Below are 23912 nucleotides of genomic sequence, written 5' to 3'. Positions count from 1 at the left end.
CCTCTACCCTTTTTTTGAGATGGATGAATTCGGACAGAAGAAAGGATCGCCCTCTTCTCCCCCGGCCCGGAAGATCTGCGGATCAGGGCGTGCTGACCGGGTCCCGAGTCCGACGCGGCGGCGGGATTCCGGGCGATAAAAAAACATGAATACCTGTAGGGGAGTATATATTCTGGGGTTTACATTGCAATTCAAGGTCCTTGTCAGCGACCCGCTGGCTGAAGAAGGCGTAGCGATATTGCGGGAGACGTGCGACGTCGACGTCCGCACCGATCTCACGGAAGAGCAGTTGATCGAGGCGATCAAAGACTACGATGCGATCCTTGTTCGGAGCGGCACCCAGGTCACGACCGAGGTGATCGAGGCCGGTGAGAAGTTGAAGTTCATCGGCAGGGCAGGAGCGGGTGTCGACAATATCGATACCGAGGCGGCGACCCGCCGGGGCATCCCGGTGGCCAACGCACCGTCGGGCAACACCCTTGCGGCGACCGAGCATACCATCGCCATGATGTGCTCCCTTGCACGGAACATCCCACAGGCGACGGCGTCCCTGAAGAAGAAGGAGTGGAAGCGTTCGAAGTTCATGGGGGTCGAACTGAACGAGAAGACGCTCGGGATTGTCGGGCTCGGCCGGATCGGCCGGGAGATCGCAAAGCGTGCACAGGCTATGGAGATGAAGATCGTCGGGTTCGACCCGTTCGTCACCAAGGAGCACGCTGCCCAGATCGGGGTCGAGTTGATGGAGGTCGACGACCTGGTGAAGGTCGCCGACTTCATCACGGTGCACACGCCGCTGACGCCTGAGACGACGCACCTGATCAATGCCGAGCGGATCGCCACCATGAAGGACGGCGTGCGGATGATCAACTGCGCTCGCGGCGGGATCATCGACGAGCAGGCGATGTACGACGGCCTGGTCTCGGGCAAGATCGCCGGCGCCGCCCTGGACGTCTTCGAGAGCGAGCCGCCTTTCGAGTCGCCGCTCCTCGCCCTCGACAACGTGATCGTCACCCCGCACCTGGGGGCGAGCACGGTCGAGGCGCAGAAGAACGTCGCGGTCTCGGTGGCGAAGCAGTGCCTCGCGGTCTTCGCCGGCGAACCGGCAAAGTACGCGGTGAATGTCCCGATGGTCCCGCCGGACCGGCAGGAACAGATCCCGCCCTTCGCCTTCCTGGGCGAGAAGATGGGCAAGCTCATCGGGCAGCTCGTCGACGGCCGGATCGAGGCGATCGAGATCACCTATGGCGGCGAGCTCTCTGAGAACCGCACCAACCATTTCATCACCAGGAGCATCCTCAAGGGTCTGCTCGACCCGATCCTCCGCGAGCCGGTGAACTTCGTCAATGCCGAGTATGTCACGAAGGAGCGCGGGATCCGGGTGGCCGAGACGGTCACCAAGGCGGACGCGGGCTTCAAGAACCTCATCACCCTCAAGGTGACGACCGACCAGATGGAAGAGACGGTCAGCGGCACGGTCTTCTCCAAGGACCGGATCCGGATCGTCTCCATCGGCGGCTACACGATGGACATGGTCCCTGAGGGTTCGGTGATCATCTCGCGCCACCTCGACAAACCGGGCGTCATCGGCCGGGCCTCCACCATCCTGGGCGAGGCCGAGATCAACATCGCCGGGATGCAGGTCGGCCGGGTCAAGCCGGGCGAGGAAGCGATCATGGTCCTGAACGTCGATGCCGATGTCCCTGCTCCGGTCATGGACGAGATCAGGGCAAAGGTCGGGATCTTCTCGGCGCGGTTTGCAAAGCTCTGAAAAATAGGGGATCGCGCGGGGGCATCCCACCCCCCTGCCTCCCTCATCTCAAATGCCCGTCTCCCAACAAAGTTTATATGAGACGAGGTTCAATCTATAGAGAGTCTGATTGTTCAGGCATCAAAGGGCTCGTGGTCTAGCTGGTTATGACGTCGCCTTGACATGGCGGAGGTCCTGAGTTCGAATCTCAGCGGGCCCATTGTCTTCTTTTCGTGAAATTATGTATTGAAGAGCGGAGTGTCCGTTTTTCGCACTGAGAATTAAGAACTCTATACATCGCGACGCGTCTGAGACAGATTCCTGTACGAATTCATACGCTTCCTAGGAGAGCGTGATCTGCAGGGGGATGCGTTTCTGCGTATGGTTTGTGGTCATGATCTCTCCTCACTTTATGGGACTATCTCACTGAAGAGAAGCATATACTCGCCGGGGCCATCCAGCCACAGAAAAAAACAGGAGAAAGATTTTCCTATGGGATGAATTTGGTACTGGCCCACTAAATATCAAAACAAAAGATAGAAAGAAGATAATAAATTAGAATCCACTATGCCGAGTGCATATGGTCGACGGAGAGGCACTGCAATCATCGAAACCGAAAAAGGAATTCTTGTCGTTGCTCAGAGTCATAGAGCGTACCTTCTCCCTGGCGGGGGAGCCCGACCTGATGAACTTCAGATCCAATCTGCAATCCGAGAACTTAGAGAAGAGACCGGCCTGTACCCAATAGAAGTGAAATATCTCTTCAAACACATGGCCGCAAAAATTTTTCTCATGAAAGTAAAAGGTACGCCTCGACCCAGAAACGAGATTATCAGAATTGCATATTATCAACCAGGAAATGGAATAAAGGTCTCACCCAACACGAAAAAGATCATAGACCAATATTATTCACTCTATGCTTCAAAGTAAGAACTTTGGGCCATGTAGAAAACCTTGATCACTCCCCTCACGACAAAACACCGGACACGAACTCCACTCAATCGCTGTCCCCGCCTATCTTCTCTCCGGGGGGTCCGAGGGGTCTCTCCCCGGCGCGAGACAGCGGTAAAGATTCTGCCATGAGAGCGGCACGCCTGATCATCACACCTTCCCACATCTTCACACGGGGGCGCTGCCCCCGGATCCCCCGGGAAGAGGATGACCAACCCCCAGCAAAAACGATCAATCCAGAGGGCATCTCCAGAGCCACTCCGACATTTCGAGATCCACGCGGAATCCCAACAAATATCACATAAATCAGTGAAAATTTCCCCCTTAACGCCCTGAAACAAATTTCAACACCGAAACGGCAACCCTATATTATCCCCCTCCAATGATACCAGGTGTCATATTCATTCGTCCAGAAAATAACAGGCATCCTTTTCAGGCCGGCACAGACCTTCCGGAACCTGGAAGATGAACATCCTGGGACTGCACTGATCCATTTTCTCAAGCTCTCGGTCCTCTTCTCCACACTCATGACCGCCGCCTTATACACCCTCCCCCATCTGCTCACGCCGAAGAAATGGGCGATGGCTTCCCAGGCCTTCCAGCCCCTGGACTTCTTCGCGGTCCTGGCCGCCATCACCATCAGTGTTCCCCTGCTCGTCGGGATCTGGCTGCACCTCTGGGTCTTTCTCTTCGGAGGACGCGGGGGGATCGGGCAGACCCTCAAGACGACGATGTACTCGTACACCCCGTTTTTCGTCATCGTCTGGATCCCGGTCATCGGCCTCTTCGGCGGGGCGCTCTCGACGCTGTATCCCCAGGCGATCGGCATCAGGGAACTCCACCACCTCTCCTCGCGCCGGGCAAACAGTGCCGTCGTCGCCGCGGCATTTTTTCCGGCCGTCGCCCTCGTCGGGGTCCTGATCATGGCCATCTTTGCGCCGGCCACGCTGCTTCCCTTCCTGTCGGGCGGGACCGGGTCGCCGGCGGTCCCCGACTGCCCGTACCTCCTGAACCAGTCTGACCTGCCTGCAGAGATCACCTACTTCTCTGCACACGAAGTCGACGAAAAGATCATCATGCGGGATGCCAGAGATCTCGGGTGCCTGAAGGAGTATACCGAGACCTATGCTGAAGAAAAACCCTCTTCGGCCAGCTCCAGGAGGATTACTCATTTTGTTCTGATCTTCCCGCCGGGCAATGCCGTGAAGATGGTGCAGGAGGACGACGCCTTCTATAGCGGGCTGGTGCCACCGCGAGATGCCGAGAAACTGCCGGCCCCGGATCTCGGAGACCTCTGCATCAGTTACCGGACACCGGGTATTGGGTCGGGGACCAATGGAACGTACGACAGTTACTGCATCGCCTTTGCGAAGGGCGAGGTCTACGAGCGGTTCATCACCATCGGCCCGGATCCCGACTATGACCTCCTCAAGGATCTCGCGCAACGCGCCGCGGCAAAGATCCCATAATTATTCACAATATTTTTTCCCCGACCGATTTTCTGGAAGACAGACCCTCTCGATGGATCCTGATCAAAAATACATCATCCTCAAGGGGGCATCATTCCTCCATGAACCCCCTCGATCTTCCGGCACAAAACGCCCCCATCACCGCCGGCCGGATCCGCGATTTAATTCCAGGACATATTATCCTTCGACCAGGATATTATCGCCATAAGGCGCAGGGATCAGATTTATAAATCCGGAGATATCACCAGAAATTATGTCCAAGTCTTGGGAAAAGACGATCAGAAAACAGATGAAAAATCTGGATTTGGACGCCCGGAATAGACGCCACGACTACGAAGACTATGATGACGAGCTCGATCCGTACGATCGCGTTGAGAGGAAGAGAAGGAGAAGATAAGTAGATTCATCGAGATCTGCGGATCCGCAACCGGTCCCCCGACCAAATAGATACCGTCCTCTTTTTTGACAGTCCTCCCTCCACGCCCAGAGGTATTATATATCATAAAGTCCATTTTTGTACTGCAATGAACACATCAGAACATCGAACCACAATATTGTGCAAAGCCCGGCCATCCACCTCCTCCATCGTTTCCTGGCGCTGGTGACCCCTTCTTTTCTCACACCAGCACCGCCCTCAGAATATCATCTCACAAAAAACCGATATCATGAAATCACGCAACATTGCCATTGCAGGTATCCTGCTTGCCACCGGCGCCATCGTGCGCTATATCTCCCTGGTGATCCCAGGCCCGATCGTCTCGAACCTGGTCATCGCCTTCTACTGCCTTGCGATCATCCTCATCGTCCCGGTCTTCGGTGAAGCCGTCGGCATCGGCGTCGTCGCCGGGATCCTCTGCGCCCTCATCAGTCACTCGGTCTTCCCGCCCGCAAACCTGATCTCCGAACCGGTCGGAGCGGTCGTCTGTCTCCTCGCGTATACCGTGCTGAGGGGGCGGACCGGCATCGCACCGGGAGCCGCCACCCTCGTTGCGACCCTTGCCTCGGGGACGGCCTTCGTCGCCGTTGCGATCCTCGGCATCGCCCCGGTGATCCTCACGAAGTACGCCTCCATCGGGGTCTTTGCCATGACCACGATCCCGATCGTCGTCATCACCGCCCTTGTGAACGCCGTCATCGCCCAGGCGCTCTATGTCCCGGCGTCACGGGTCCTGACACGGGGGAGGGAGGGATGATCCGGATCGAGGGCCTCGTCTACACCTATCCGGGCGCGGAGGCCCCGGCCCTGCGAGGAGTCGACCTCCTGGTCAGGGCGGGCGAGATCGTGCTCGTCACCGGGCCGACCGGTGCGGGCAAGACCACCCTCTGCAAGGCGGCCGGCGGGGTGCTCGCCCACGAGTACGGCGGCACCCTCGAAGGTTCGGTCAGGCTTGGCGGAGAGGCGATCGAGGACTACGCCGGCATGGCGGCGATCGCCCGGGTCGCCGGGATCGCCTTCGACGACGCCGACGCCCAGCTCATCTTCTCGACCGTCGAGGAGGAGATCAGGACGGCCTCCCCCGATGAGGAGAGGACCGAAGAGGTCCTCGAGATGATGGGGCTCCTGCACCTGAGAGACCGCGCCCCGCACACCCTCTCAGGCGGAGAGAAACAGCGGACCGTCCTCGGCACCGTCATCGCCGGCGATCCTTCGGTTCTCATTCTCGACGAACCGGCCGCGGAACTCGACCCCGGTCATGCCGAGAAGGTTGCGGAGATCCTCGCGGCCCTGAAGAAAAAGGGGACGGCAGTTCTCATCGTGGAGAACACCCCCGGTCCCTTCGCCGCCGTCGCCGACCGCGTCGTCAGGCTCGAAGCGGGACAGATCGTCGCCCGCCCGGCCATCGACCCTGAACCGGTCGCCGCCCATCCCGGAACAGGCGATACGGGCGAACCGGCGATTACGATCAGAGGACTCACCCATGCCTACGACGGAGGGTTCGCCCTCAGGGGGATCGACCTTCTGGTCAGGGCCGGGGAGTGCGTGGCGATCACCGGCGAGAACGGGTCCGGGAAGACCACGCTCATCAAACATCTCAACGGCCTGCTGCGTCCGCAACAGGGGAGCGTCGAGGTCTGCGGCATGGACACCCGCCGCCACCCGGTCCCGGCCCTTGCCAGGAAGGTGGGGCTCGTCTTCCAGAACCCGGACACCATGCTCTTCGAGGAGACCGTGGAAAAAGAAGTGCTCTTCGGGGCGAGGAACACCGGGGTGCCCGACCCCGACGGCGCAGCCACCGCAGCCCTCGCCGCCGTCGGGCTCCTCGAGAAGAAAGCCGTTTATCCCCGCCACCTCAGCAGAGGGGAACGGCAGCGCCTCGCCATCGCCTGTGCCCTTGCCATGGACCCGGCGGTGATCGTCCTCGACGAACCGACCACCGGGCTTGCCCCCGACGAGGCCGGGCCGGTGATGGACCTGCTGCAGGATCTGGGCAGGCAGGGGAAGGCGGTGGTCATGGTCACCCACGACCACGGGCTTGCCCGGCGCTATGCCGGCCGGATCATCAGGATGGAGACAGGGAGGATCGTCGAAGACATGACACCAGGAGATGAGGAGCTATGCAGGAGATCTTCCAGTACAGGAGCGGCGACAGTTTCTTCCACCGCGTGAACCCGCTCGCCAAGATCGCGGGGGTCGCGGGGGTCGTGGTCGTCGCCGTCCTCACGAGCGATCCAATCGTCCTCGGCGGGATGGTGCTCGCCATCACGGCGCTCGCTGCCTTCGCGGGGATGGGGAGGGAGGTGATGCAGCAGGTTCCCCTCCTCCTCGTTCTCGGCGGGTTCCTGATCGCCGTCACCTGGCTCACCATCCCGGAGATCGGCATCGCATTCGGCCTCACGCTGACGCTCCGTTTCTGCGCGATGGTCTTCGCCTTCCAGCTCCTCGTCTCCACGACGATGCCGACCGCCCTCGTCCGTGCCCTCAGGAGGCTCAGGTTCCCGGCAGACTATGCGCTGATGGCCCTGATCGCCCTGCGGTTCATCCCTCACCTGCAGAACGAGGGGAAAAAGATCCAGGAGGCCCAGGCGGCACGGGGTTTCTCCCCGGGCGGCGGGATCGGAGGGAAGGTCCGCGGCGCCGTACCGGTCCTCGTTCCCCTCATCACCAATGCCCTCGGAAAGGCCGAGGTGATCGGCATGACGATCGACCTGCGCCGGTTGCGCGAACGCCTCTGAAATGGAAGAGATTTTATCTTTCTTTTGAATTTCGAGAGATTAAATGGTCAAAAAAATAATAAATTGATTCCGATATTCAAAAATTCCCACCCGATCGATATAGAATGATAAATCTGAGTTTCATTCAATACGCTGAAATAAAAGGAGATGGAGATGATCTCCCATTATGAAAGGAGAGACAGCCTTCGCGATCATCGCCGTCGCGGCCTCCCTCTTCATCGCCGTCTTCCTTCTTACCTTCCACGGGGCATGCGGCGAGGAACAGGCCGTTCCAACCCCTGCCGTGCCGGTGGAGACTCCGGGGCCGGCACCGATCCAGACGCTCGAGACCGTCGAGACGACCCCGGCACCCGAAACCGCCGCCGACCCGGTCGTCGGGCGATGGATCTTCGACCAGACCTACACCGAGGAACTTCTTCTCCAGGCCGACGGGAGCGGAAGCCTCCTCACGACCTACCCGACCTCGGTGAATGCTTCAGGCCCCTGGAATGTCACCTGGACCGCTGACCCGGGCAGGAGCGGGCAGAGGATGCGCGCCTACCATCTGACCGTCGAAGACGCGGGGGTCGAACTGCTCTTCTTCGACGAGAACAAGGGCGACCTGCGGCGGCACGGCGAGGACGGGATCGTCTTTTACACCCGTGCCCCATGACACATCTATATCCAGCCTAAGGGCCGATATGCTGTGATGACCCCGCAACCCCCTTTCCTTCCGATGACGACGAGGGAGGCAGAGGACCTCGGTATCGAGCAGTTCGATGTCGTCCTCATCACCGGCGACGCTTACGTCGACCACCCTTCCTTCGGGACCGCCCTCCTCGGGCGGGTGCTCTGGGACGCCGGGTATACCGTCGGGGTCATCGCTCAGCCAGACTGGAAACAGCCCGACGACTTCCTCCGCCTCGGCCGCCCGCGCCTCTTCTTCGGGATCTCCTCGGGGAACGTCGACTCCATGGTCAACGCCTTCACCCCGAACAAAAAGAGACGGAGCACCGATGCCTACTCGCCGGGCGGAGTCCCGCACCGGCCCGACCGGGCACTCATCGTCTATGCGAACATGGTCAGGTCGCTCTTCCCCGAAACTCCCATCATCCTCGGCGGGATCGAGGCGAGCCTCAGGCGCTTCGCCCACTATGACTACTGGTCCGACCGGGTCCGGCAGTCAGTCCTGGCCGACGCCCCGGCGGCCCTCCTGGTCTACGGGATGGGAGAGAGGCAGGTGGTCGAGGCCGCCGCACGGTGTGCGGCCGGGGAGGACCTTCACGGGATCAGGGGGACCGCCGCGACCATCACGGTGGCGGACTGGCGGGAGGCGGAGCCTGGCGAGGACGTCGTCGTCATCCCGGGATTCCCTGAGGTGAAAGACGACCCGCAGGCCTATGCCCGGGCCTTCGCCCTCCACGCCCGCGAGCAGGACCCGGTGCGCGGCCGGACGGTCGTCCAGCCCCACCCAAAGACCGTGGTCGTCCAGTACCCGCCGGCCCGCCCCCTCTCCACTCCCGAACTCGATCGGGTCTACGACCTCCCCTATGCCCGCGCCGCCCATCCCTCCTATACCCAACCTATCCCGGCCCTCGAACCGGTGCGGTTCTCGATCACTACCCACCGCGGCTGCTTCGGGTCCTGCTCCTTCTGCGCCCTCACCCACCACCAGGGACGGATCGTGCAGAGCAGGAGCCAGGCGTCGATCCTCGCGGAGGCCGAACGCCTCGCCGCGATGCCGGAGTTCAAAGGCGTGATCCAGGACGTCGGCGGCCCGACGGCAGATATGTACGGGCTCACCTGCCCGCAGTGGGAGACGCACGGGGCATGCCCGGACCGGCGGTGCAGCCCGGACTGCCCGAACCTGCAGACCTCCCACACGGTGCAGGTCGAACTCCTCAGGCGCCTGCGGGCGATCCCGGGTGTGCGGCATGTCCACGTTTCCTCAGGGATCAGGTTCGACCTCGCCCTGGCCGACGAGGAGTATATCAGAGAACTCGCCGCCCACCACGTCTCCGGCCACCTCAAGGTCGCCCCCGAGCATATCGCCCGCCGGGTCACCGACCGGATGAACAAACCCGGGCGCGAGATCTTCGACCGGTTCAGGGAACGCTTCGCCAGCGCGAGCAGGGCCGCCGGGAAAAAGCAGTACATCCTCCCGTACTTCATGTCCGGCCACCCGGGCGCCACGCTCGAGGACGCCGTCGAACTTGCCGAATATATCAGGGACCACCACCTGTACACCGAGCAGGTCCAGGACTTCACCCCCACCCCGATGACCAGGTCCACCTGCATGTACGCCACCGGGATCGATCCCATCACCATGGAGCAGGTCCATGTGCCCACCGGCCGGGAGAAACAGATCCAGCGGGCCCTCCTCCAGTACAGAGATCCGAAAAACCGGCGGCTCGTCGAGGAAGGACTTCGGGCCGCCGGCAGGGAGGATCTCATCGGGACCGGGTGGGCGTGTCTGGTCAGGCCGCAGCGTGGGAGAGAGCAAGGGGAACGAACGCGGCGGCCCGACCGGAGACGGTGAGGGGCTGAACTTCTTTATTCCGTCCATCTGCCCGCCCTCACCTATTGCGTAGGGGAAGAGTTCTGACGAAATCTTTGATCCCTCTGCCACCATGAGAGGACAGGCCGGTATTTCTCATCTCTCCCTGTTCAGGCGCCGTCCCCCCCGTCGAATCTGTTCTGCCTTTTCGCGAGAGGAGAGGATGGGGGACGGCATGGGACGCGTGCTCTCTGTTGGATCAGGATCGTCCTTCACCCAACCCGGTTCTATCTTCGGGGTCATGTCGGTGGGACGGGGTGGTGATCAGATGTGCCGTCCCCTCATCGTCGAATATTTTCTGCCGCCTCGCGAGAGTATTGGACGGGGGACGGCACGGGGCGGTGTGGGTCCACGTTCGTTTCTGTTGTTATCCCATGAGTCGAGACATGAGGATCTCCAGGGCACCCCTCCCACTCTATTCTTTATCTCCGGGTTCCATGAGGTTGCTGCGATCGAAAGGCGCATGAGAACCACGAGGTAGTTCGAGGATCTGCCCCTCTGTTCCCGAACTCGATCGCAACAGACGATGCCGGTGCCCGTGCCTTTTTGGGGAGAGAAGGCAAGAATGTGATCAGATGAGTCAGAGAGTTCCTCTCACCATGGTCGTCCACGGCCCCGAACCCTTCGACTGCGGGGATGTCAGGACCGTCCTCTCGGCGATGGGGCCGGTCAGAGTGCTCGTGGCTGGCGTAATGGGCCGGACCGCCGCAGAGGAGTTTGGGCTGCCGGTCGAGTGCTGCGGCGCCCCGCCGAGCACGGTGTTCAACGCCGAGGAAGGGCCCATCTTCCTCCTCAACCACGGCAAGACCGGGGAGTCGGGCCGGGCCTTCGGCGAGATCGTCGCGGGCAGACTCAGGCGCGGCGGCCTGGTCCATGTGGAGTGCGCCGCCGAGACGGTGTACCTCTGGAAGAACGGGGACGCCGACCTCGCCGAGAAGGTTGCCGCCGTCTTCGGGTATCAGATCGAGCGCGCAGCACCTCTCCCCCGGGAGAATGGGACGACCAGGACGGTGCGGGGATGTCTCCCGGGTGAACCGGTCTGCGTGAACGGGACCGTCATCGGTATCGCGACGTCGGAGCGGGTGGTCCTGGGCGAAGAGGACGGTCGGGTGGTCCCGGTGGCCGGGCTTTCTCCCAAACCCCACGGGCTCGAGAAATTGCACCGGAACGGCCCGGTCTCGCTGGCAAACGCGTGGTGCAAGAGCGGCGAGATCAGGAAAAGCCGCGCGGTCACCGCCAGGCATTGCCGCCCTGAGAAGGGACGGGTCGTGCTCATCGACCACTGCGGCCACCACTTCTACGACCTGGTCACCCCGGAGACCTGCGGCGTGCTCGCCGTCGGGGACGACACCACGGCAGTCGCCGGCCACATCGCCCTCCACCTCGGCCTGCCGGTGCTCGGCATCACCGACGGCGACCTCGACGGGGTGGTCGGCCAGGGCTTCCCTGCAGGTTCGGTGGTCCTCGAGGTGACCGAGGGACGGGACGACGACCTCGGCCTCGAACTCGCCGGGACCATCCCCGACGCTCCGGTTTCATGGCGGACCTGGCTCTCCACCGCGATCGCAGGCGTGGAGGACCGGACGCGGGTGGCCCTGGACCTGCGGGAGGAATGATGGTGCGCTGCGCCGAGTGCAAGGGCCGCCTCCTCTGCGGGCTGCCGCGGTGCCCGATCATGAGCCGGTTCCATGCCCAGGTCACCACCGCCGCGCGCGGCACCAGCTACATGGGCACCGCCCCGTCGGTCTTTGTCGGGAGTTACGGTTACCCCGAGGTCTCGGCCGGACCGCTCATGACCACCGACGCCGACGCCCCCCCCACATGGGTGGCACAGGGCCTTTCCATCGAGGATATCGTCGGGATCAGGGCGCGGACCATCAGGGGTTCGGCCCCCACTCCATCGGTGAGCGGGCAGATCCAGGAGATCGCCCTCTCCTCAAGCCCGCTCGATGTCGAGGCCGCCTTCGAACGCCCGGTCAGGTTCGACCTCAGGTTCGACGGGACTGTCACACCGGTCGGCCTCTCCGGGAGCATCAGGCACCTTGACGTCATCGACAATGCGAAGGTCAGCCGCGTCGTCGACCGGATCACCTCGGACGACGACCTCCCGGCGACCGAGGCCTGCGAAAACCTCGGGTCCGAGGGGGTGGACGTCTACCAGATCGCACAGTTGATGAGCGCCGGCCTACTGGGAAAACGGCGGCGGGTCGTGCCGACCAAGTGGGCGATCACCGCCGTGGACGACACAGTCGGCAGCGGCCTGAAAAAAGCGGTCTTTCGGTTCGCTCCCCTCGAAGAGGTGGAGTTCTTTGCCGCAACCCTTTACGGGAACACCATGGCCGTCATCCTGGTGCCGGGGGACTGGAAGTTCGAGATGATCGAGGTCTGGGGCCGCCGCTCTCTCTGGGCCGGCGAGGAGGAGACCGTCATCTGCGACCTCGAGGGCAGGAAGCAGGGGCGGTACTCCCCGATCGGCGGGGCCTACTACGCCGCCCGCCTGGCCGTGGCCGAATATCTCACGAAGAAACAGCGGTCTGCCCGGGCCATCGTGGTCAGGCACGTCAACAGCGAGTACTGGGCCCCGCTTGGGTCCTGGGTGATCAGGGAGGCGACGCGGGGGGCCATGCAGGGCACGCCGGCGCGGTGCACCGACCTCCGGGACGCTGCCGTACGGATGGACACCGCCCTTGGGTACTCACACTGGCGGGAGAGGAGCAGACTCCTCCCTGAACTCGCATCTCAGAGAACCCTATTTGAATTTTAGTATTTGGTGCAGAGAAAAATAGACAAATATATCTATTTTTCAGCACACATATCAGAGCATGCGCATCGTGTGGCTCTTCGGGAAAATCACCGATCGTTCTGTCAGGAGCATCTCCTGCATTTTCTCTGCCCTTCTCCTCTTTGCGTACCTCGTCCCGACGGTTGCAGCGACAAATATGGCCGCGAAGGCCGCCGAGTCGTCCAATCAGGACCTGTTCACCCTCTTCATCGCTGGCGTCATCTACATCAACGTCCTCGCCGTGGTCATCTCCCTGATCCTGCGGCGCGGCAAGCGGGTCAAGGGGCGGTCGACCCTCGTGCGGGTTACGGGTGTCTCGGCCGGCATCCTCTCCGTCGCCGCCGGCAGCATCTTCATGATCTCCGCGATCTTTGTCGCCCTCGGCCACTTCGGCGGCGTCACCCTCTTCGCCTGGACCTGGGACTTCCTCGGGTACCTGATCACCGACGTGGTCCCGGCGACGACCGGCGTGATCATTCCCTCGATGACCGTCGCCCTCCTCATCATCGGAGCAGCAGGCGTTCTCGTCTTCCTCCTCGGGACGATGCTCATCGTGCGCTATGGCGGCGAAGAGATCTTTTCAGAGGTTGCGACGCCGACCAGGAGCGGGGCGAGTATGCAGCACGGGGGAGTCGACAAAATTCCGGAACCCCTCAACCCGGTCCTCTCATTCAAAGTCGACATCAGAAGGACCGACGAACCCGCAGCCGATATGAAGGTGGTCCTCAGGCACAGGAACGGCCTCAATGTCAGGAGCAAATTCACCGACTACAACGGCGAGGTCTCCTTCACCAATGTGGAAGGTTTCGGCTCGGACTATTACGCCTATGTAGAAGGGGACGAGAACCGGGAGATCTACCGGGTCATACGGACGTGAACTGCTGTTCGTACCGGGCGGCCACCCCGCCCAGCGTCTCGATCTCGGCCACACTCTTGTCCTCCCGCAATCTGACAAAGCGCGGGAACCTGAGGGCATACCCGCTCACATAGTTCGGGCTCTTCTGGACCTCGGCGTACCCGACCTCGAAGACGGCCTTGGGTTCGAGGACGATCTCCTTCCCTTTTTCCGCGACAACAAACTCCTTAAGGTGCCGGTAGATGAAGGCGAGATCCTCGTCCGAGAGCCCGGTCGCCACCTTCCCGACCGGGAGGAGTTCGCCGCTTTCATCCTGGCAGGCGAGGAGGAAGGAGCCGAAGAGGTGGGCACGCCGCCCTTCGCCCCACTCGGCCCCGACCACCGCGAGGTCGATGGTGTCGACCGCAGGTTTGACCTTGATCCAGTTCCTGCCCCGCACGCCCGGGGTGTAAGCGGCCCCGCGCGTCTTGACCATCACGCCCTCGTGCCCCGCGTCCAGGGCGTCCTGGTAGACCGCCTCGAGGGCGCCGGTGTCGTCGCTCACCCACTGGGGGGCGACGTACTCCGAGAGTATCTCTGTCAGCACCTCGCGCCGCTCCGAGAAGGGGCGGTCGATGAGGGTCTCGCCGTCGAGGTACAGGACATCGAAGACGTTCGGGACAAGTTCAATCTTCTCCATCGCCGCCTCGACCTCGTGCTTCCGCCTGAACCGTCTGAGCACGAACTGGAAGGGCCGGGGCCGGCCCTCGCTGACCGCGATCACCTCGCCGTCCAGGATCACGTCGTGGGTCGTCGCGGTGCAGAGTTGCTCGATCACGTCCGGAACCGCGCCGGTGACCTCCTCGAGCCGGCGCGAGTACATCCTGCACTCGTCCCCGACCTTGTGGAACTGGAACCTGGTGCCGTCGTACTTGTACTCCACCGCAACCGCGCCATGGTCCTCGACCATCCCGGCGATCGTCCCCTGCTGTGCGAGCATCATCTTCACCGGCCTGAAGGGTGCGATATGCACGTCCTGCAGGGCCGCCGCGCCGGTACGCGCCAGCAGCGCGACCTCGCCGAGGTCGTTGAGGGCCTGGTGCGCATGGGCGACGAGGGCAGCATCGACGTCGAAGGCCCCGGCGATCGCGTCGCGCACATTCCCTTCGCCGACACCGATCCGCAGTTCTTCAAGGAGGAGACGGGAGAGATACCGTCCCTCAAGGGCGCCTGCGTTGCCGAGGAGCCCCTTGATGATCTTGAGTTTCTCCCGCTGCGAACGGCTCCCGTCGGTCCTGGCGATCCTGGTGAAGTCGGCGTAGACGCCGGCCAGGGAAAGAGGTTCGACGAAGAACGAGGTCTGGGACTTGGTGGCGAGGAGTTGTTCGACGGCACACCCGACGTCCCCGGTCTCGTTGACCGCGGCGACGACCTCGGCCTTCTTCCTCCCGGCGACATACCCGATCGCCTCGTACAGGAGGTTGGGGCCGATGCCGAGTTTCTGGGGGCTCCAGTCAGGGAAGACCCGACCCATCACGAACCTGACAAAGATGGGGAGTTCTTCGTCCGGGAGGGTGGGGAGGACGGAGGCGATGAGGTCGATCATCTCGAGCCTCCCGCTCAGCCCTTCGAGTTGCTCGCAGACCCGCGAAAATGCTGCAAACTCCATGGTCAGATCCTCACGGTCTCCGAGACCGTGTGCTGGTCGCCGATGATCAGGTGCTCGATCTCGTCGTGGAAGGCACCTTTTGCGGTCTCTTCCGCCTTCTCTGCGGTGTTGTTCACCTCGGAGAGGTGGGCGAGCATCACCGCCGCGAGGTCGTCCCCGATGTCTGAGAGGCAGGTCGCCGCGGCGTTGTTGGAGAGGTGCCCGAGTTTCGACCTGATCCGCGCCTTGAGAAACGCAGGATAGGGCCCTTCGTCAAGCATCCTGGGACAGTGGTTGCTCTCCAGGACAACGACGTCACAGCATCCGAGGGCCCGTTCGATCCTGGGAGTGACGATCCCGGTGTCCAGGCAGCAGCCGACGCGGACGCCGTCGGCCTCCAGACAGTAGCCGCAGGGTTCGGCGGCGTCGTGGGCCGTGGGAAAGGGGCGGACCGAGAAGCCGGAGATCGTGAATGCGTCCCCTGTCGAGATCCGCCGGGTCGTCACCGTTTTCGTTGAGGTCCGTGCACGCATAAATCCTTCCAGTGTCCCTCCGGTTCCGAACACCGGGACCTCGAACTTTCTGGAAAGGACGTCGGCCCCCTTGATATGGTCGGTGTGTTCATGGGTGACCAGGATCCCCCGCAGGTCGCGCTCGTCCCCGCCGGCCTCGCCGATCCGTTTCCTGACCTCCCGGGCGGAGAGCCCGGCGTCGATGAGGAGGGATCCCTCCTCGCCCTCCACATAGATGGCATTGCCCTTGCTCCCACTTGCAAGGATGGTGACCTTCATTGCTGTGTACTGGGCGCCGGGCGGTATTAGTGATTGTGACTTTGTCGAATCAGGCATGATTCGAGAGCACGCCTCAGGCATACTATGAGGTAATCCCAGAACTCCCGGATCATGGTTTGTGGCCGGAAGAAGGATCTAAAGTATGGCGTTGTTCAGGAGATTGCTGCCGGTCCGTCATTCTCATCGTTGTGAGAGAGTCCGGGGGCATCTCCACGGGGGGGAGAGAGCAAGGAAACACTCTTTATTCCCTTTGCGGCGGCACGGACGGGGGGCCGACGGCGCGTGACAATGTGCGTGACACGTTCTCATAACAAATATATGGATCGTATGAATAATTTCAGGCAGCCATTTTATTCTCTGATAGTCATTCTTCCCAAAATGGAGGGAGAGCAGACGCCTGGAGGGGAGAGGGAGAGTTAAACAGGTTAATTTAATTAACAGCGACAATCAGATAAAAACATTTTTCGGGCATTCAGAAAAACTCTTTTTTGAACCCAATTATGGGTTTCATTGGATTAAATTATTTTAATCCGGAGATGAACCATGGATCGAACACTAACCGCTATCTTACTCGTAGCAGCCGCCGTTGCCGCTGTGGTTGCTGGTGCGGCCATCTTTGCACCTGCCGGGCAGCAGCCGGATCAGCCGCAGACGCCAACTCAGCAGAGTACAGACTCTCAACAGGGCAGTAGCACAGCCGCTCCTGAATCGCACCCGACCCACACAGTCGTACCGACCGTCTCTCCGACAAACGAGACGCCGGTCCCGACCCCAACGCCGGAAAACACCACCGCCCCTGAAGTGACGGCCACGGTCACCGAAACCACCCCTGCATCGTCGTCTTCAGACTGGGATGATTCCGGCAGCGACAGTTCGACGCCATCCTACAGGACCGTCACCGACATGAACGGCGACAGCGTCAGGATACCCTACACCACCCATCGCGTCGTGACCCTTTACACCCCTGCGGCCGCGATGGTCATGGCGATCGACGGCGATGCCGAACGTCTCGCAGGCGTCGATTACTTTGCCTCCATCGACGAAGGCTTCCAGACCATCGACCCATCCATCTCAGAGATCCCGGTCGTCAGCGGGACCGGCATCGAGGTGAACAAGGAAGCGATCCTCGCCGTTCACCCCGACGTGATCATCGCCGGCTCCTGGTCCAGCGGAGGTCTCGGGGAGATCGGTGTACCGGTCGTCTACCTCAACACGAACGGTTTCGACGATGTCACCGGTGCCCTCACCGTCATCGGCGATGTCCTGAACAAGAACGAACGCGCCGGAGAACTGGCCTCGTATCTTGACGACAAATGTTCAGACCTTGTCGAGATGACCGGCGAGATCCCGGAGGCCGACCAGGACAACGCCTACATCACCTGGAGGTCGCCGCTTCACACCTTCGCCGGCGGCGAGTTCCACTCCCAGTGGGCACATGACGCGGGATGCCGCTTCGCCTCCGAAGAACTCCAGGGTCACCGCCAGGAAGTGAACTTCGAGCAGGTCGCCACCTGGAACCCCGACGTGATCATCCTCAGCAACAACGGCGACCCGCAGGCCCTCCTCACCGACCCCGCCTGGCAGGAGATCGAGGCCGTAAAGCACGGCAAGGTCTACCGTATCCCGCGCTTTGTCGGCGACTGGGGCAGCCCCGTCCCCGAGGCCGTCCTCGGTATGGAATGGCTTGCAAACGGCACCTACCCCGACACCGTCGACCTCGATATGGTCGCCGAGGCACAGGACTTCTACAGCCTCTTCTACGACTACGACCTCTCCGAAGAGGAAGCACGCGAGGTCATGGGTCCGACTCCCGCTCCCCATGTCAGGACCGTCACCGTAACCGACGGTCTCGGACGCGCGGTCGAAGTCGAACTCCCGGTCGAACGTGTGGCGACCGGTTACGGGATTGCACAAAAGATGATTACGACCCTTGGAGCCGAAGATCGCATTGTCGGTGCCAACAACCCTGGATTCAATGTTGAGGAAGTGCTGGCACTGGACCCTGATCTGATCGTCATCGCAGGATGGGACAGAAACACGCTCAACGCCCTTGAAGGCTGTGACGTACCGGTCTTCGGAGTCATTGCTGAGAATATTGATCAACTCACCGACTCCATGACCAATCTCGGAGAGGCCCTCGAAGAGAAAGAGACTGCAGAGCGGTTCTGTGAGATCTATGCCGACAACATCGCACTTGTACAGGACAGAACCTCCGACCTTTCGGCCGCGGAACGTCCTGTGGTCTATCTGGTCGGCCCTGCGGGCGTGGCGAACACCTGTACCGGCGAGATGTACCAGAGCGATCTCATTGAGATTGCAGGAGGGAAAAATGCCGCTGAAAGCGAGAGCGGCACCCGCTGGGTCGACATCGACGCAGAAAAGATCGTCGAATACAACCCCGACATCATCCTGATCGTCCAGTACCAGTCCCAGGTCACGCCTACGGATATCATCAACGACGAGCGTTTCAAGGACATTACAGCCGTAAAGAACCGTCAGGTCTATGTGTTCCCATCGAACGTCTGTCCCTGGGATTATCCGTCGCCTGAAGCGGTGCTCGGCATCAAATGGCTCGCAAAGGCTCTCCACCCCGACCTCTTCGCCGACGTCGACGTGACTGCAGATGCAGACGCCTTCTACGAAGAGTTCTATGGCACCACCTTCACTGAACTTGGCGGGACACTGCCGGCAACCAATTTCCCCGGCAATGCAGCGGCTGCATCCGCTCCGGCGCCGATGCAGGCCACCGTCTGAGTTCTATGAACACGGGGGAGGGATCCCCCACCCATTTTGACGCAGACTGCCGGCCTGAACGGTCCGCAGGAGAAAAATAATGAAATGTCATTACTGTGAACGGAGGTGCGATCTCTCGGACGAGCGGATCGGCTTCTGCAGAATGTATTCCCTCAATGAGGGGACGATCACGGAACGTTTTCCCCACCGCTGGTCGTCATATCAGGTAACGCACATCGAGTCCCTCCCATTCTTTCACGCCTATCCGGGTGCACGCACCCTCCAGGTGGGAACAGCAGGGTGCAACCTCACATGCAGTTACTGCTCCAATGCCTTTGTGGCGAGGACAGACCCGGCAACCGTTGAACTCTTCCATGTTTCTCCCGAGCGCCTGGTCCAGATCGCAGAAGAGACAGGGTGCCATACGATCGTCTTCGGGGTCAACGAACCGACGGTCTCGGTCCCCTCGCTCCTCGATCTCGCAGCACAGGCACACACGCGGGGAATACCCATCGGTTGCCTCACAAACGGCTACATGACCGAAGAGTCAGCGCACACGATCGCAGAGCACCTTTCGTTCGTGAACGTCAGCCTGAAATCGCTGTCGTCGGCATTCTACCAGAAACATGCCGGCGTCGAGAGCGTGGACCCTGTGCTCAGAACCATCGGTATCCTTGCGGAACACTGTCATGTGGAGGTGACCACCCCCATCGTGCAGGGCGAGAACGATCATGAGATCAAAGAGATTGCCCGGTTCATCGCCGGAATCGATCCTTCCATCCCCTGGCACGTCTTCCGCCTCCTCCCCGAACACCGGATGGCCGGGGAAAGGGCACCCGACATCAGGCATATCGACGCCCTCCTCGAACCCGCACGGGAGATGCTCCCCTATGTGTACTTCAGCAACTTTGTCGGATCCAACCGCCTGAACACCGTATGCCCTGCATGCGGCCGTACGGTCGTCGAACGGATCAACCCCGGCGGGTGCGGTGGAAAGATCGTCCGCTCCCTCCTCGAAGACGGGAGATGTCCGTTCTGTGGGGAGACGATCCCCATCCATGGGGAACGTGTCATGTGGGATTCCATGGAGGTCGACGACCGATGATCGGCGTTATCGACGTCACCGACTGGCAGACCACGGTCGACCTCAGGACCGGCAGAGGCACCGTCGCGGACGGCCCTCTGGTCAGGATTGCACGCAAGGTACAGGCCGATCATCACTATCCCGGCGACCGGAAACCGGAGAGTGTCTCATGGGTCACCGATACGGCACTGGACCTCTGCCGCCGCTCAACGCCTGGCCTGATGGTGCTCAGTTACGCATATCCCTACCTCACCCGCCTCTTTACCGCGCCCTCGCCGACCGAATGGCAGGATATCGTCGAAAAGACGTTGTGTGCGGTCGATCGCTTCACAGAAGCCTCCGGGATGACTCCGGTGATCGTCGGCACCGGTGACATGGTTCCTGTACAGGAAAGGATCGATCTGAGCGGACTGGCATGTCTCACGGCCACCGGCGGGGCGGCACCGCGCTATGCCGGACTCTACAACCCTTCGAAAGACGACCTTGAATCTCTCGCCGACCATCCGGGCGTACGGGGTCTGATCAAACGTGAGGATGCTTTCAAGGCTGATCTCTTCTGTGCCGGCGCACAGCGTCGTTTTCCCGACTATCTCGTTGCTGCCAGACCTGGTTATCTCTTCAGAGGGTTCGGAGGTGTCCCGCGGCCGTTGGTCCATCTGCCTGCATGCAACGAGTCGGTCCCCCTGGTCTCCGACATCGGACGGGCAGAAGAGATCACCGGCATCAGAGGGATGATCGAGGAGCACCTTGCAGAAGGGGAACGGATCGCGCTCATCATCGTCGAAGGCGTCGGGTTCGCCGATCTGGACCGTCCCGCGTATGCCTGCAGAAACACCTGGCGCTGGCACACGTACTCGCCGGGCGAAGGACAATATGCAGCCATCCTGGCCGGGCAGCATCTCCCGGAACAGCCCTATCCTCCCGGCTTCCGTTATTACCCTGAGGACGGCGAGGGGAGGGAGTACCCCTTCGCCGGTCCGTACGGTGTGATGCCCGAAGACACCCTCGGCACGGCATATGCCGGAAGGAGTGCGGCGGTCGGGAGCAGGAGCACCATGACTCACGTCTATGCCGGCACCGACATCGCCATAGAGTGTTTTGCCAGGAATCTCTACAATTACGGGACGATGGCGGCGGTCCGCAGCAGCAAGAATGAACTCTGGAGCGGGATCCGATGAAAAAAGGGGATCAAAAAGGAGTTTTTACCGACAAAAAATCGGCAGAAGAGTTCAACCGCCTCGCCCGCACGGTCTTCGCCCCGGTCAACGCCGCCGTCGCCCGCCAGATCGTGCAGGAGTGTGGAGTCGGCAGTGGCACGGCCGTCGATATCGGGAGCGGGCCGGGCCACCTTGCAATCGAACTGGCGCGGATCACCGACCTGACGATCGTTTCCCTCGACATCTCGCCGTGCGTGCGTCCGGTGGCGGTCGAGAACATCAGGGCCGCCGGGCTTTCCGACCGGATCACGGCCGTCACCGGCGACGCCGCACAGATCCCTCTCTCCGACGCCTCGGTCGACCTCGCCGTCAGCAAGGGTTCCGTCTTCTTCTGGCCCGAACCGGCGGCAGCATTCAGGGAGATCAGGCGGGTGCTCAGGCGCGGCGGAGAGGCCTGGATCGGCGGAGGATTCGGAAGCTCCGCTATTCTTCAGGGGGTCGGAGAGCAGATGGACCGGTTCGATCCGACATGGATCGACGGGGTGCGGGAGCGCCTCGGGGACCGGACGGCAGAACGGTTCAGAGAGGAACTGAACGACGCCGGCATTGAGGAGTATACCATCCTCCATGACCCCTGGCAACTCTGGATCCGTTTCCAGGGAGGAAAAGGATGAACGCGATGCGATCGGCCCGGAAATGGACGACCATCGGGTTTCTTGTCGGCCTCCCACTTTTTTTGTTTGTGGTCTCATTCTTTCTCGGACGGTATGCTATCGATCCCGTCACCGCCATTCAGATCATCGTAGCGGCGATCATCGAAGCCATCCCGGCCTGCCCCATCTCGATCCCCCACACCTGGCCGACGGTGATGGACACCGTCGTCCTCAAGATCAGGCTCCCTCGCATCTGCGCGGCCATGCTGGTGGGTGCCGGACTTGCCATATCGGGTGCGGCCTTTCAGGGACTCTTCAGAAACCCGCTGGTCTCCCCTCACATCCTCGGTGTTGCCTCGGGTGCGGGGTTCGGGGCGGCGCTGGGCATCCTGATCTCAGGATCCATGTTCGTGGTCCAGAGCCTCGCCTTCACCTTCGGGATCGTCGCCGTCGTGGCAACTTACCTGCTGGCGCGGGTCTATCGCACCACCCCCACCCTCGTCCTCGTTCTCGCCGGTATCATCGTCAGCGCCTTCTTCCAGGCGATGATCTCGCTCACGAAATATGTCGCCGACCCCTATGAGAAACTCCCTGCCATCGTCTTCTGGATGATGGGGAGTCTCGCAGACGTCAGGGTCAGCGACCTGTATATCATCGGCCCCCTGATCATCGTATGTATCATTATTCTTCTCCTGATCAGATGGCGGATCAACATCCTCTCGGTAGGAGACGAGGAAGCAAAGGCGCTCGGCATCAACACCACCAGAATGACCCAGATCATCATCGTCTGCGCCACCGTCATCACCGCGATGGCCGTCTGCATCAGCGGTATCATCGGATGGGTGGGACTCGTCGTCCCCCATATCGCCCGGATGATCGTCGGCCCTGACTACAAGAAGATCCTGCCGGTCTCGGTGGTGATCGGGGCGTGCTATCTTCTCGTCGTCGACGACATCGCCCGGACCCTCACCGCCGCCGAGATCCCGCTCGGCATCCTCACCGCCGTGATCGGGGCACCGGTCTTTGCGTACTTGCTGAAGTTCAGGAAGGTGGGATGGGAATGATCCTGACGGTCGGAGACGCCGCGTTCTCGTATGACGGGACACGGACGATCTTTGAGGGGGTTTCTTTCTCCGTCGACCGGGGCGAGTGCCTCTGCATCCTCGGCCCGAACGGCACCGGCAAGTCCACCCTGATCAAGTGCCTCATCAACGTCCTGCCGCTGGACGCCGGCACCATCGAACTCGATGGCAGGGAGATCACCTCGCTTTCCAGAACCGAGGTGGCCCGACAGATCGCCTATGTGCCGCAGGCCCATCAGATCGTCTTCCCCTTCGATGTCATCGATTTTGTGCTGATGGGGCGGGCGCCTCACCTCTCCCTCTTCGCCTCGCCGGGACGGGCAGACCGGAAGGTTGCAGAGGAAGCCCTGGTCACCGTGGGGATCGACCACCTTGCCCATCGCCCGGTCTCGGAGATCAGCGGCGGCGAATTACAACTTGCCCTCATCGCACGGGCACTGGCACAGCAACCTGCCGTGATGGTCCTCGACGAACCGACATCCCATCTCGATTTCGGGAATCAGGTACGGGTTCTCCGCCTCATCGAACGGCTTGCGAAGGAAGGGATCGCCGTGGTGATGACCTCCCACTTCCCTGACCACAGTTTCATCATCCCGCAGCATGTGGCGATCATGAAGGACGGCGGGTTCATCGCCGTGGGTCCGGCAGAAGAGGTTCTGACTCCCGGACACCTCGGCACGGCCTATGGGATCGATGTGACGATCACCTATGTCGAAGAGGCCGGACGAATGGTCTGCATCCCCTCGGTCTGCCGGACTCCATGAAAACCAATTTTTGGCTCTGTAGAAAACATCCTCTTTTCATCACCTCAACCCCTCTGTGACCTTCATCCATCGCCTTCCCTCATGCTCACGCCGGGGGGAGAGTCCCCGGACTCCCAGGATGAAGATTGGGGCGGAAGGCGGAGCAATGACCCTGAAAGAGGGGTTGCAGTCTCCCACCTATCTTCGTGCGGGGGGTTCGGGGGGCGGCAAGCCCCCCGTCGAAGAGAACCATCAAGATGATTTACCATGAAAATGATCCTGACGATCCTCTCTTCAGGTTTTCATGAGAGTTTGAACTCACCATATCCCTTTGAAGCCTATACGCAGAGGATAGAAAATTCCTCTGATGGATCGGCCGCCCCGAATCGTCAAATCTTTCCCGCAATCTCGCGCCGGGGGAAACCCCCGGACCCCCACGACGAAGATAGGTGGGGGCGGCGATGGAACACGATCCCCCCAGATTCTCCTGTCTTGAATAGAGAGAGAGCAAACGACGAGAAATTTTC

The 23912-nt window shown here is 61.3% G+C and carries 19 protein-coding genes and 1 tRNA gene; 18 read left to right on the top strand and 2 right to left on the bottom strand.

Translation table 11 applies throughout. The annotated features are described in order from the left end of the window. Nucleotides 1-145 precede the first annotated feature (145 nt). The 12 genes from serA to E2N92_RS09590 all read left to right on the top strand — a co-directional run bounded on the left by serA (nucleotide 146) and on the right by E2N92_RS09590 (nucleotide 13536). A complete protein-coding gene (gene serA, locus E2N92_RS09645) occupies nucleotides 146-1768 on the top strand; it encodes a phosphoglycerate dehydrogenase (RefSeq protein WP_220680972.1) in 1623 nt (540 codons plus the stop codon). Between the two features lie 125 nt (nucleotides 1769-1893). Beyond that, nucleotides 1894-1967, top strand: a tRNA-Val gene (locus E2N92_RS09640). 347 nt (nucleotides 1968-2314) lie between these two features. Then, nucleotides 2315-2677 carry an NUDIX domain-containing protein gene (locus tag E2N92_RS09635; RefSeq protein ID WP_220680971.1) on the top strand — a complete coding sequence of 121 codons (363 nt, stop codon included), beginning with the start codon at nucleotides 2315-2317 and terminating at the stop codon, nucleotides 2675-2677. A gap of 413 nt (nucleotides 2678-3090) precedes the next feature. After that, on the top strand, nucleotides 3091-4167 hold the full coding sequence (locus E2N92_RS09630) for a YIP1 family protein (RefSeq protein WP_220680970.1): 1077 nt from the start codon (nucleotides 3091-3093) through the stop codon (nucleotides 4165-4167). 665 nt (nucleotides 4168-4832) lie between these two features. Further along, entirely contained in the window at nucleotides 4833-5360 is a 528-nt protein-coding gene (locus E2N92_RS09625) for a hypothetical protein (RefSeq protein WP_220680969.1), read from the top strand. Next, a complete protein-coding gene (locus E2N92_RS09620) occupies nucleotides 5357-6775 on the top strand; it encodes an ABC transporter ATP-binding protein (RefSeq protein WP_220680968.1) in 1419 nt (472 codons plus the stop codon). Before E2N92_RS09625 ends, E2N92_RS09620 begins: the two co-directional genes overlap by 4 nt. Beyond that, complete coding sequence (locus E2N92_RS09615; protein ID WP_220680967.1) at nucleotides 6724-7341, top strand: energy-coupling factor transporter transmembrane component T family protein; 618 nt, start codon at nucleotides 6724-6726, stop codon at nucleotides 7339-7341. The genes E2N92_RS09620 and E2N92_RS09615 overlap by 52 nt, the downstream gene beginning before the upstream one ends. Before the next feature lie 166 nt (nucleotides 7342-7507). Then, complete coding sequence (locus tag E2N92_RS09610) at nucleotides 7508-7993, top strand: hypothetical protein (RefSeq protein ID WP_220680966.1); 486 nt, start codon at nucleotides 7508-7510, stop codon at nucleotides 7991-7993. Between the two features lie 36 nt (nucleotides 7994-8029). Beyond that, nucleotides 8030-9859 carry a YgiQ family radical SAM protein gene (locus E2N92_RS09605; RefSeq protein ID WP_220680965.1) on the top strand — a complete coding sequence of 610 codons (1830 nt, stop codon included), beginning with the start codon at nucleotides 8030-8032 and terminating at the stop codon, nucleotides 9857-9859. Between the two features lie 593 nt (nucleotides 9860-10452). Then, a complete protein-coding gene (locus E2N92_RS09600; RefSeq protein WP_220680964.1) occupies nucleotides 10453-11493 on the top strand; it encodes a DUF2117 domain-containing protein in 1041 nt (346 codons plus the stop codon). Continuing rightward, nucleotides 11493-12641, top strand: a complete 1149-nt coding sequence (locus tag E2N92_RS09595; RefSeq protein ID WP_220680963.1) for a hypothetical protein — start codon at nucleotides 11493-11495, stop codon at nucleotides 12639-12641. The genes E2N92_RS09600 and E2N92_RS09595 overlap by 1 nt, the downstream gene beginning before the upstream one ends. 58 nt (nucleotides 12642-12699) lie before the next feature. Further along, a complete protein-coding gene (locus tag E2N92_RS09590) occupies nucleotides 12700-13536 on the top strand; it encodes a hypothetical protein (protein ID WP_220680962.1) in 837 nt (278 codons plus the stop codon). Here the strand turns inward: E2N92_RS09590 and E2N92_RS09585 are convergent. Both E2N92_RS09585 and E2N92_RS09580 read right to left on the bottom strand, forming a co-directional pair. Beyond that, on the bottom strand, nucleotides 13523-15163 hold the full coding sequence (locus tag E2N92_RS09585; RefSeq protein ID WP_220680961.1) for an ATP-dependent DNA ligase: 1641 nt from the start codon (nucleotides 15161-15163) through the stop codon (nucleotides 13523-13525). The genes E2N92_RS09590 and E2N92_RS09585 overlap by 14 nt on opposite strands. A gap of 2 nt (nucleotides 15164-15165) precedes the next feature. Continuing rightward, the gene (locus tag E2N92_RS09580) at nucleotides 15166-15933 is read right to left on the bottom strand and encodes an MBL fold metallo-hydrolase (protein ID WP_220680960.1); all 768 of its coding nucleotides are present in this window, start codon (nucleotides 15931-15933) and stop codon (nucleotides 15166-15168) included. Between the two features lie 543 nt (nucleotides 15934-16476). Here E2N92_RS09580 and E2N92_RS09575 point away from each other — a divergent pair. The 6 genes from E2N92_RS09575 to E2N92_RS09550 all read left to right on the top strand — a co-directional run bounded on the left by E2N92_RS09575 (nucleotide 16477) and on the right by E2N92_RS09550 (nucleotide 23406). After that, a complete protein-coding gene (locus tag E2N92_RS09575) occupies nucleotides 16477-18687 on the top strand; it encodes an ABC transporter substrate-binding protein (protein ID WP_220680959.1) in 2211 nt (736 codons plus the stop codon). Between the two features lie 79 nt (nucleotides 18688-18766). After that, the gene (locus E2N92_RS09570; protein WP_220680958.1) at nucleotides 18767-19771 is read left to right on the top strand and encodes a radical SAM protein; all 1005 of its coding nucleotides are present in this window, start codon (nucleotides 18767-18769) and stop codon (nucleotides 19769-19771) included. Further along, nucleotides 19768-20928 carry a hypothetical protein gene (locus E2N92_RS09565; RefSeq protein ID WP_220680957.1) on the top strand — a complete coding sequence of 387 codons (1161 nt, stop codon included), beginning with the start codon at nucleotides 19768-19770 and terminating at the stop codon, nucleotides 20926-20928. Before E2N92_RS09570 ends, E2N92_RS09565 begins: the two co-directional genes overlap by 4 nt. Then, nucleotides 20925-21581 carry a class I SAM-dependent methyltransferase gene (locus E2N92_RS09560; RefSeq protein ID WP_220680956.1) on the top strand — a complete coding sequence of 219 codons (657 nt, stop codon included), beginning with the start codon at nucleotides 20925-20927 and terminating at the stop codon, nucleotides 21579-21581. Before E2N92_RS09565 ends, E2N92_RS09560 begins: the two co-directional genes overlap by 4 nt. Beyond that, nucleotides 21578-22624 carry a FecCD family ABC transporter permease gene (locus E2N92_RS09555; RefSeq protein ID WP_246589168.1) on the top strand — a complete coding sequence of 349 codons (1047 nt, stop codon included), beginning with the start codon at nucleotides 21578-21580 and terminating at the stop codon, nucleotides 22622-22624. Before E2N92_RS09560 ends, E2N92_RS09555 begins: the two co-directional genes overlap by 4 nt. Then, nucleotides 22621-23406: an ABC transporter ATP-binding protein gene (locus tag E2N92_RS09550; RefSeq protein WP_220680955.1), complete on the top strand. Its 786-nt coding sequence runs from the start codon at nucleotides 22621-22623 to the stop codon at nucleotides 23404-23406. The genes E2N92_RS09555 and E2N92_RS09550 overlap by 4 nt, the downstream gene beginning before the upstream one ends. The last annotated feature ends 506 nt before the right edge of the window (nucleotides 23407-23912 follow it).

It is taken from the genome of Methanofollis formosanus, from assembly GCF_019633745.1.
GTDB classification, from domain to species: domain Archaea; phylum Halobacteriota; class Methanomicrobia; order Methanomicrobiales; family Methanofollaceae; genus Methanofollis; species Methanofollis formosanus.
Note: the sequence above shows the minus strand (reverse complement) of the source record. Positions and strands in the feature narration are given on the sequence as shown.